General features: G+C 64.3%; 8 protein-coding genes. 2 read left to right on the top strand and 6 right to left on the bottom strand.

All coding sequences use genetic code 11. From position 1 onward, the window contains the following. The 4 genes from AWB66_RS24460 to AWB66_RS24445 all read right to left on the bottom strand — a co-directional run. A partial coding sequence (locus AWB66_RS24460) for an electron transfer flavoprotein subunit beta/FixA family protein (RefSeq protein ID WP_407642311.1) occupies positions 1 to 227 on the bottom strand: 227 nt, incomplete at its 3' end. A gap of 195 nt (positions 228 to 422) precedes the next feature. Next, the gene (locus tag AWB66_RS24455) at positions 423 to 1217 is read right to left on the bottom strand and encodes a MetQ/NlpA family ABC transporter substrate-binding protein (protein ID WP_087632672.1); all 795 of its coding nucleotides are present in this window, start codon (positions 1215 to 1217) and stop codon (positions 423 to 425) included. Positions 1218 to 1257: 40 nt separating this feature from the next. Further along, positions 1258 to 1911, bottom strand: a complete 654-nt coding sequence (locus AWB66_RS24450) for a methionine ABC transporter permease (protein WP_087632671.1) — start codon at positions 1909 to 1911, stop codon at positions 1258 to 1260. Further along, positions 1901 to 2935 (bottom strand): methionine ABC transporter ATP-binding protein, encoded by a 1035-nt coding sequence (locus AWB66_RS24445; protein WP_087632670.1) that lies wholly within the window; start codon positions 2933 to 2935, stop codon positions 1901 to 1903. Before AWB66_RS24445 ends, AWB66_RS24450 begins: the two co-directional genes overlap by 11 nt. Before the next feature lie 194 nt (positions 2936 to 3129). Between AWB66_RS24445 and AWB66_RS24440 the strand changes: the two genes are divergently transcribed. Continuing rightward, positions 3130 to 4020 carry an alpha/beta hydrolase gene (locus AWB66_RS24440; RefSeq protein ID WP_087632669.1) on the top strand — a complete coding sequence of 297 codons (891 nt, stop codon included), beginning with the start codon at positions 3130 to 3132 and terminating at the stop codon, positions 4018 to 4020. Between the two features lie 6 nt (positions 4021 to 4026). On the opposite strand, the gene AWB66_RS24435 is transcribed toward AWB66_RS24440, so the two are convergent. Next, positions 4027 to 4950: a histone deacetylase family protein gene (locus AWB66_RS24435; protein WP_087632668.1), complete on the bottom strand. Its 924-nt coding sequence runs from the start codon at positions 4948 to 4950 to the stop codon at positions 4027 to 4029. A 224-nt stretch (positions 4951 to 5174) separates the two neighbouring features. Here AWB66_RS24435 and mltB point away from each other — a divergent pair, with 224 nt between their 5' ends. After that, the gene (gene mltB / locus AWB66_RS24430) at positions 5175 to 6353 is read left to right on the top strand and encodes a lytic murein transglycosylase B (protein WP_087632667.1); all 1179 of its coding nucleotides are present in this window, start codon (positions 5175 to 5177) and stop codon (positions 6351 to 6353) included. Between the two features lie 90 nt (positions 6354 to 6443). Here mltB and cysM read toward each other — a convergent pair whose 3' ends face one another. Beyond that, entirely contained in the window at positions 6444 to 7346 is a 903-nt protein-coding gene (cysM, locus tag AWB66_RS24425; RefSeq protein ID WP_087632666.1) for a cysteine synthase CysM, read from the bottom strand. Positions 7347 to 7451 lie beyond the last annotated feature (105 nt).

Raw genomic sequence — 7451 nt, 5'->3', positions numbered from 1 at the left:
ATTGCCGTGCGCAGCGTCTCCTGACATTGCGTCACGCCGCACGACACGGCCACGACTTCCGTCGCAATGCCCGCTTCACGCAGACGCACAGCTTCTTCCACCGCGATTTCATCGAACGGATTCATCGACATCTTCACGTTCGCGATATCCACACCGCTTCCGTCCGACTTCACGCGAACCTTGACGTTGTAGTCGACCACTCTTTTCACTGGCACCAGGATTTTCATGCACACGCTCCAAAGTTACGATTACGTCAACCCAGCGTCTCATTATACGAGCGACGCCTGCCCTCCGATCCACCGAATGGTCGAGAGCGGCCGCCGGGTTGCCGATCAATCAGCATGGTCCGAATATTATCGAACGATCGTGCTATTTTGAATAGAAAGAAACCCGAGGTGCAAATCGACCTGCGTCCGGGCGTCTTACCACGCCGCGATCACCGCGCCCGCGTATTTGCTCTCGATGTACTGCTTCACTTCCGCCGAGTGATACGCGGCGAGGAGCTTCGCGACCCACGGCTTGTCCTTGTCAGCGGCGCGAATCGCGATGATGTTCGAGTACGGTCCCTTCGGATCTTCGATCGCGATTGCGTCCGACTTCGGCTTCAGACCCGCTTCCATCGCGAAGTTTGTGTTGATCGCGGCGGCATCGACGTCGCCGAGCGAGCGCGGAATCTGCGCCGCGTCGAGTTCGACGATCTTCAGCTTCTTCGGGTTGTCCACGACGTCGAGCGGCGTCGCCTTCAGGCCCGCATCCGCGCGCAACTTCAGCAGGCCCTGCTTTTGCAGCAGCAACAACGCGCGGCCGCCGTTGGTCGGATCGTTCGGCACCGCGATGCGCGCACCCGGCTTCAGTTCGGCGAGCGACTTGATCTTCTTCGAATAGATGCCCATCGGGAACGTGACGGTGTCGGCGAGCTTGATGAGCTTGTAGCCGCGGTCCTTCACCTGCGCGTCGAGATACGGCGCGTGCTGGTAGCTGTTCGCATCGAGGTCGCCGGCGGCGAGCGCGGCGTTCGGCTGCACGTAGTCGGAGAATTCGACGATCGTGATCTTCAGGCCGTTCTTCGCGGCGACCTGCTTCACGACTTCCATGATCTGCGCGTGCGGGCCGCCGGTGACGCCCACCTTGATGGCTTCATCGGCGTGAGCGACGCCCACGAAGAGCGAGACGGCGGAAAGCGCGGCGGCAAACTTCAGAATGAATCGACGTTGCATGGTTTTTTTGATGAGTGAGTAAGCGTTATGGGTGACTCGTTCATTTGTGACTGAGTCGCCGCACGAGCCAGTCGCCGAACGACTGCACGAGTTGCACGAACACGATCAGGATCACGACGACCGTCAGCATCACTTCGGGCAGGAAGCGCTGATAACCGTAGCGGATGCCGAGATCGCCGAGACCGCCGCCGCCGATCGCGCCCGCCATCGCCGAATAGCCGACGAGCGACACGAACGTGATCGTCAGCCCGGCGACGACGCCCGGCAGCGATTCCGGCAGCAGCACCTTGAAGACAATCTGGCTCGTGGTCGCGCCCATCGCCTGCGCCGCTTCGATCAGCCCGCGATCGACTTCGCGCAGCGCGGTTTCGACGAGCCGCGCGATGAACGGAGCGGCGGCGATGGTGAGCGGCACGACGGCAGCGGCCGTGCCGATCGACGAGCCGACGACGAGCCGCGTGAAGGGAATCACCGCGACGAGCAGGATGATGAACGGCGTCGAGCGCACCGCATTGACGACGCCGCCGAGCACGCGATTCACCGCGACGTTCTGCAACACGCCGTCGCGGTCGGTGAGATAGAGCAGCACGCCGAGCGGCAGCCCGACCGCGGCGCCGACGAGTCCCGAGATGCCCACCATCACGAGCGTTTCCCAGAACGACTGCACGAACATATCGAACATTTCACTCAACATGCGAAAGCTCCTCCACCACGACGCCCTGTTCACGCAGATACGTGATCGCCTCGACGATCTTCATCGGCTGACCGCCCGCGAGCACCGCGAGCGAGCCGAACGCTTGTCCCTGAATCTCGTCGATCTGGCCGTGCAGGATGTTGAAATCGAGTTCGTAGCGGCGGATCGTCTCGGAGAGGATCGGCTGGTCGACGCCCGAGCCCGTGAACGCGAGCCGCAGCAAATGGCCGCTGCCCGTCCTGAGCCGCTCGGCGACGCGTGCTTTCATCGCGGGCGGCAGTTCGTGCGCGATGACGTCGCCGATCAGCGCGCGCGTGACTTCGTGATGCGGCTGCATGAACACATCGACGACCTTGCCCTCTTCGACCACGCGCCCCGCATCGAGCACGGCGACGCGGTCGCACACCTGCTTGATGACGTCCATCTGGTGGGTGATGAGCACGATCGTCAGGCCGAGTTCGCGGTTGATCTTGCGCAGCAGGTCGAGAATCGCGCGCGTGGTTTCGGGATCGAGCGCGGACGTGGCTTCGTCGGAGAGCAGAACCTTCGGCTTGCTCGCGAGCGCCCGCGCGATGCCGACGCGCTGTTTCTGCCCGCCGCTGATCTGCGCGGGATAACGGTCGCGCTGCGTCGTTAGCCCGACGAGATCGAGGAGCGGCGCGACGGTCGCCTCGATCTCGGCGCGCTTCATGCCGGCGAGTTCGAGCGGCAGCGCGACGTTGTCGAACACGGTGCGCGACGAGAGCAGGTTGAAGTGCTGGAAGATCATGCCGATGTCGCGGCGCGCGGCGCGCAACTCGGGCGGCGCGAGCGTGGTGAGATCGCGTCCGTCGACGATCACGCTGCCTTCGCTTGGGCGCGTGAGCAGATTGATGGTGCGGACCAGTGTGCTTTTACCGGCGCCGCTGCGCCCGATGATGCCGAACACTTCGCCGGCCGGAATCGTCAGATTGACGTTGTGCAGCGCTTCGACCCAACCCCGGGGTCCCGCGAACCGCTGCGACAGATTGCGTATTTCGATCATGTAAATACAAACGGCGGAGGCTCCGTGCGGATGTCGCGGGAGCCGGCCGCCGTGGAATGTTCTTAGTCTTAATCCCAAATTTTACCGCACCCGCCTCATTCGGTTTAATAATGAATTTTGCGTGCGTCATAACTCGCGGACATTAAAGGACCGCTCGCTTATCATGGCTTCATCTCGAAAATGGCCGGCATCCGATGAGCACTCCCGCGCGCAGCACCTACTCCACCAGCACGATCACCACGCGTCAGGGCGTCGAACTGTTTCTGCATCGCTGGCAGCCGGCGACCGTCGACGGGCGGCCGGTCGCGCGGATCGCGCTCGTGCACGGTCTCGCCGAACACGCCCGGCGTTACGACGCGTTCGCGTTGCGACTGAACGCCGCGGGCATCGAATTGATCGCGGTGGATTTGCGCGGGCATGGGAAATCGTCGGGCGAACGGGTATGGATCGAGCGATTCGACGACTATCTGCTCGACGCCGACGTGCTGGTCGAAGCCGCTGAAACCACGCCGCCCGCGAACGCGCCGCTCTTTCTGATGGGCCACAGCATGGGCGGCGCGGTCGCGGCGCTCTACGTGGCCGAGCGCGCGGAGAAGCGCAGGCTCGCGGGTCTGATCCTGTCGAGCGCCGCGCTCGAACCGGGCCACGACGTGCCGCGCTGGAAACTGACAATGGGCCGGCTCATCAGCCGGTTGGCGCCGCGTTTTCCGGCGCTGACCATCGATCCCGCGCTCTTGTCGCGCGCGCCCGGTGTGGTGGAGGCGAACCGGCGGGATCCGCTCGTGCATCACGGTGCGATTCCCGCGCGCACCGGCGCGCAAATCGTCGCGGCGATGGCGCGCATCGCGGCGAAGCGCGCGTCGATCACGCTGCCGGTGCTGATCTTCCACGGCACCGCCGACAAGCTCACCGAACCCGACGGCAGTCGCACGTTCGACGCGAACGTCGGCTCGACCGACAGCACGCTCTTCATGTTCGACGGCAGTTATCACGAGACGCTGAACGATCTCGATCGCGACCGCGTGATCCGCGAGCTGATCGAGTGGACGCTCGTGCGGGCCGATCTGGCGCGCGCGAGGATGTGAGTACGGCTAGATGCCCGCCAGCGCCCGCACGTGCGCGACGACGCTGCGTCCGAGCGCCGACAGGTTGTACCCGCCTTCCAGCGAACTCACGATGCGCCCCTTCGCGTGCTTGTCCGCGACCGCGCGAATCTGCTCGGTGAGCCAGGTGTAGTCGTCCTCGACCAAGCCCATGTTGCCGAGATCGTCTTCGCGATGCGCATCGAACCCCGCCGACACGAAGATCATCTCCGGCTTGAACGCGTCGAGCCGCGGCAGCCACAGCATGTCGACCGCCTCGCGCACCGCCATGCCCTTGGTGTATGCGGGCATCGGCACGTTCACGAGGTTCGGCGCGTGACTGTCGGCGCCGGTGAACGGATAGAACGGATGCTGGAAGAAGCTGCACATCAGCACGCGCGGATCGCCGGAAAAAGCGGCTTCCGTGCCGTTGCCGTGATGCACGTCGAAATCGATGATCGCGACGCGCTGCAAACCGTGCACTTCCAGCGCGTGGCGCGCGGCGACGGCGATGTTGTTGAAGAAGCAGAAGCCCATCGCGCGGGCCGGCTCGGCGTGATGTCCCGGCGGACGCACGCTGCAGAACGCGTTGTCGAAGCGGCCTTCGATGACGGCATCGGTTGCCGCGATCGCCGCGCCCGCCGCGCGCAACGCCGCCTGGTAGGAATGCGGACACATCGTCGTGTCGGGATCGATCTCGGCGCGCCCTTCGAGCGGCTGCCGATGCTTGATGAAGTCGATATGCGCCTGCGTGTGCACGCGCGCGAGTTCGGCTTCGTCGGCGAGCGGCGCGTCTTCGCGTTCGATCAGCGCATCGATGCGGCTCGCGATCAGTTGATCTTCGATCGCCTGCAGACGGCCCGGGCATTCGGGATGCCACGCGCCCATGTCGTGGAGGAGGCAGTCGGGATGGGAATAGAAACCGGTCGCCATGGTCGTTCTCGGCGGCCCGCGTGGCGCCGGGTCCGCGTGTCTCGTGTCTTTTCGTCATACGCACGGCCACATGCCGCGCGATTGACGTTAAGTTACCACACCCCTTGCGCGCGCCGTTCATCGCCATGCCCGGCAGGCTTCTTGCGGTTCCCGGCAAGGAGGCGTCGGTTATACTGCCCCGACTGTCCGACGCACTGCCACACATCGCCTCAACAACGCACACCATGACCTTCAAGTTTGCCCCGCTTGCTCTGCCGGACGCGTTCAAGCGTCGTTCCTTCGCTTCCGTCGTTTCCAGGGCTGTCATCGTTTTTGCGCTCGGCGGTCTCGTCGCCGCGAATGCGTTCGCGCAGTCCCAGCCGCAATCCCCGACGCAGCAAGGGCAGGTCTTCGAAGAAGAAATCGTTCCGCAGCGCTACGCGAACAACCGCAATGTCGATGCGTTCATCAACGACATGGTCGCCCGCTACGATTTCGATTCGAGCGCGCTGCACGATCTCTTCAACCGGGTCAGCTATTCGGCGACGGCGGTCAAGCTCGTCCTCCCCGCGCCGACCCCTTCGGTCAAGAACTGGCGCGTGTACCAGTCGCGCTTCATCGAGCCGGTGCGCATCAACGCGGGGGTGAAGTTCTGGCGCGCCAATCAGGCGACCTTGCAGCGCGCGTCCGAGCAATACGGCGTGCCGCCGGAGGTGATCGTCGGGATCATCGGCGTGGAGACGATCTACGGCCGCTACATGGGCAACTTCCGCGCGCTCGACGCACTCACGACGCTCACCTTCGACTACCCGAACACGCCGAACCGCGCGGAGCGGCAGGCGACGTTCCGCAAGAATCTCGAAGACCTGCTTGTGTGGACGCGCGACGCGCAGATCGATCCGACCACCGTGCTCGGCTCGTACACCGGCGCGATCGGGATTCCGCAGTTTCTGCCGAGCAGCATCGTCCAGTACGCGGTGGATTACGACGGCAACGGCCGCATCGACTTGCGCACGAGCCAGGCCGATGCGATCGGCAGCGTCGCGAATTATCTGAACAAGCACGGCTGGGAAGCGGGCCGTCCGGTCGTGTGGCGCATCGCCGGCGACGAAGGCAGCCAGGGCATCGCGCAGGCCGGCGCCGACGGTCAGCCGGAACCGCGCTGGTCGCTCGCGCAACTGCTCAAGGCGGGCATGCTGCTCAACGAGCCGGGCCTGAATGTCGCGGCGGAAGCCGCTACGCCGGTGACAGTTGTTGATTTGCCGACGCCCGGCCGTCCCACCGAATACACACTCGGCACGCGCAATTTCTATGCGCTCACGCGCTACAACCGCAGCTTCTTCTACGCGCTCGCGGTGTATCAGCTGGGCGAAGCCGTGAAGGCTCGGATCGCAGCAGGCGACTCCGGCACGGCGGTGCAGTGAGGCATCGGCGCTCGCCGTGAGCGCTTGAAAACAAAAGGCCATTCCGAGTTCATCGGAACGGCCTTTTGCATGGTGCGCCTGAAATCGGGCTCAGGCGGGAAATACGCCCGTAGACAGGTAGCGGTCGCCCCGGTCGCAGACGATGAACACGATGGTCGCGTTCTCCACCTGGCGCGCGATGCGCAGCGCGACTTCGCACGCACCGCCCGACGATATGCCGCTGAAAATGCCTTCGACCGAGGCCATCTTGCGCGCCATCGCTTCCGATGCGGCCTGGCTCACATTCTCTACGCGGTCGACGCGGCTGCGGTCGAAAATCTTCGGCAGATAGGCTTCCGGCCATTTGCGGATGCCCGGAATGCGCGAGCCCTCTTCCGGCTGCGCACCGATGATCTCGATCTTCTCGTTCTTTTCCTTCAGGAATTGCGACACGCCCATGATCGTGCCGGTGGTGCCCATCGCCGAGACGAAGTGCGTGATGCGCCCTTCGGTCTGGCGCCACAGTTCGGGGCCGGTTGCTTCGTAGTGCGCAAGCGGATTGTCCGGGTTGGCGAACTGGTCGAGGATGATGCCGCGGCCTTCGCGCTGCATCTGCTCGGCGAGATCGCGTGCGTATTCCATGCCGCCCGTGACAGGCGTGAGCATGATCTGCGCGCCGTAGGCCGACATGCTCTGGCGCCGCTCGACCGACAGGTCTTCCGGCATCAGCAGCAGCATCTTGTACCCGCGCACGGCCGCGGCCATCGCGAGCGCGATGCCCGTGTTGCCGCTCGTCGCTTCGATCAGCGTGTCGCCGGGTTTGATGCGGCCGCGCTCTTCCGCCTTCTTGATCATCGAGAGCGCCGGGCGGTCCTTCACCGAGCCCGCCGGATTGTTGCCTTCCAGCTTGCCGAGAACCACGTTGTTGCGGCTGCGAATGTCGTCGTCGACGAGGCGGACGAGCTGCACGAGCGGCGTGTTGCCGATCGTGTCTTCGATTGTCATGTAAGCCATAAGCGGTGCGTTCGTACGATGCGGGGAATCCAACGATTGTAGCCCACCGGTCATTTCGACGCCGACCGCCCCTATCGGCTTCAGGGATTGCGGATCCGGCCACGA

The sequence above is a fragment of the Caballeronia telluris genome (assembly GCF_001544495.1).
GTDB classification, from domain to species: domain Bacteria; phylum Pseudomonadota; class Gammaproteobacteria; order Burkholderiales; family Burkholderiaceae; genus Caballeronia; species Caballeronia telluris.
The sequence above is the reverse complement of the archived record's forward strand: the minus strand, read 5'-3'. Positions and strand labels throughout refer to the sequence as shown.

Excerpts from the sequence above, each read along its gene's own strand:
- AWB66_RS24455 (WP_087632672.1), bottom strand. The coding sequence starts at position 1,217 with ATGCAACGTCGATTCATTCTGAAGTTTGCCGCCGCGCTTTCCGCCGTC.
- AWB66_RS24450 (WP_087632671.1), bottom strand. The coding sequence starts at position 1,911 with ATGTTGAGTGAAATGTTCGATATGTTCGTGCAGTCGTTCTGGGAAACG.
- AWB66_RS24445 (WP_087632670.1), bottom strand. The coding sequence starts at position 2,935 with ATGATCGAAATACGCAATCTGTCGCAGCGGTTCGCGGGACCCCGGGGT.
- AWB66_RS24440 (WP_087632669.1), top strand. The coding sequence starts at position 3,130 with ATGAGCACTCCCGCGCGCAGCACCTACTCCACCAGCACGATCACCACG.
- AWB66_RS24435 (WP_087632668.1), bottom strand. The coding sequence starts at position 4,950 with ATGGCGACCGGTTTCTATTCCCATCCCGACTGCCTCCTCCACGACATG.
- mltB (WP_087632667.1), top strand. The coding sequence starts at position 5,175 with ATGACCTTCAAGTTTGCCCCGCTTGCTCTGCCGGACGCGTTCAAGCGT.
- cysM (WP_087632666.1), bottom strand. The coding sequence starts at position 7,346 with ATGGCTTACATGACAATCGAAGACACGATCGGCAACACGCCGCTCGTG.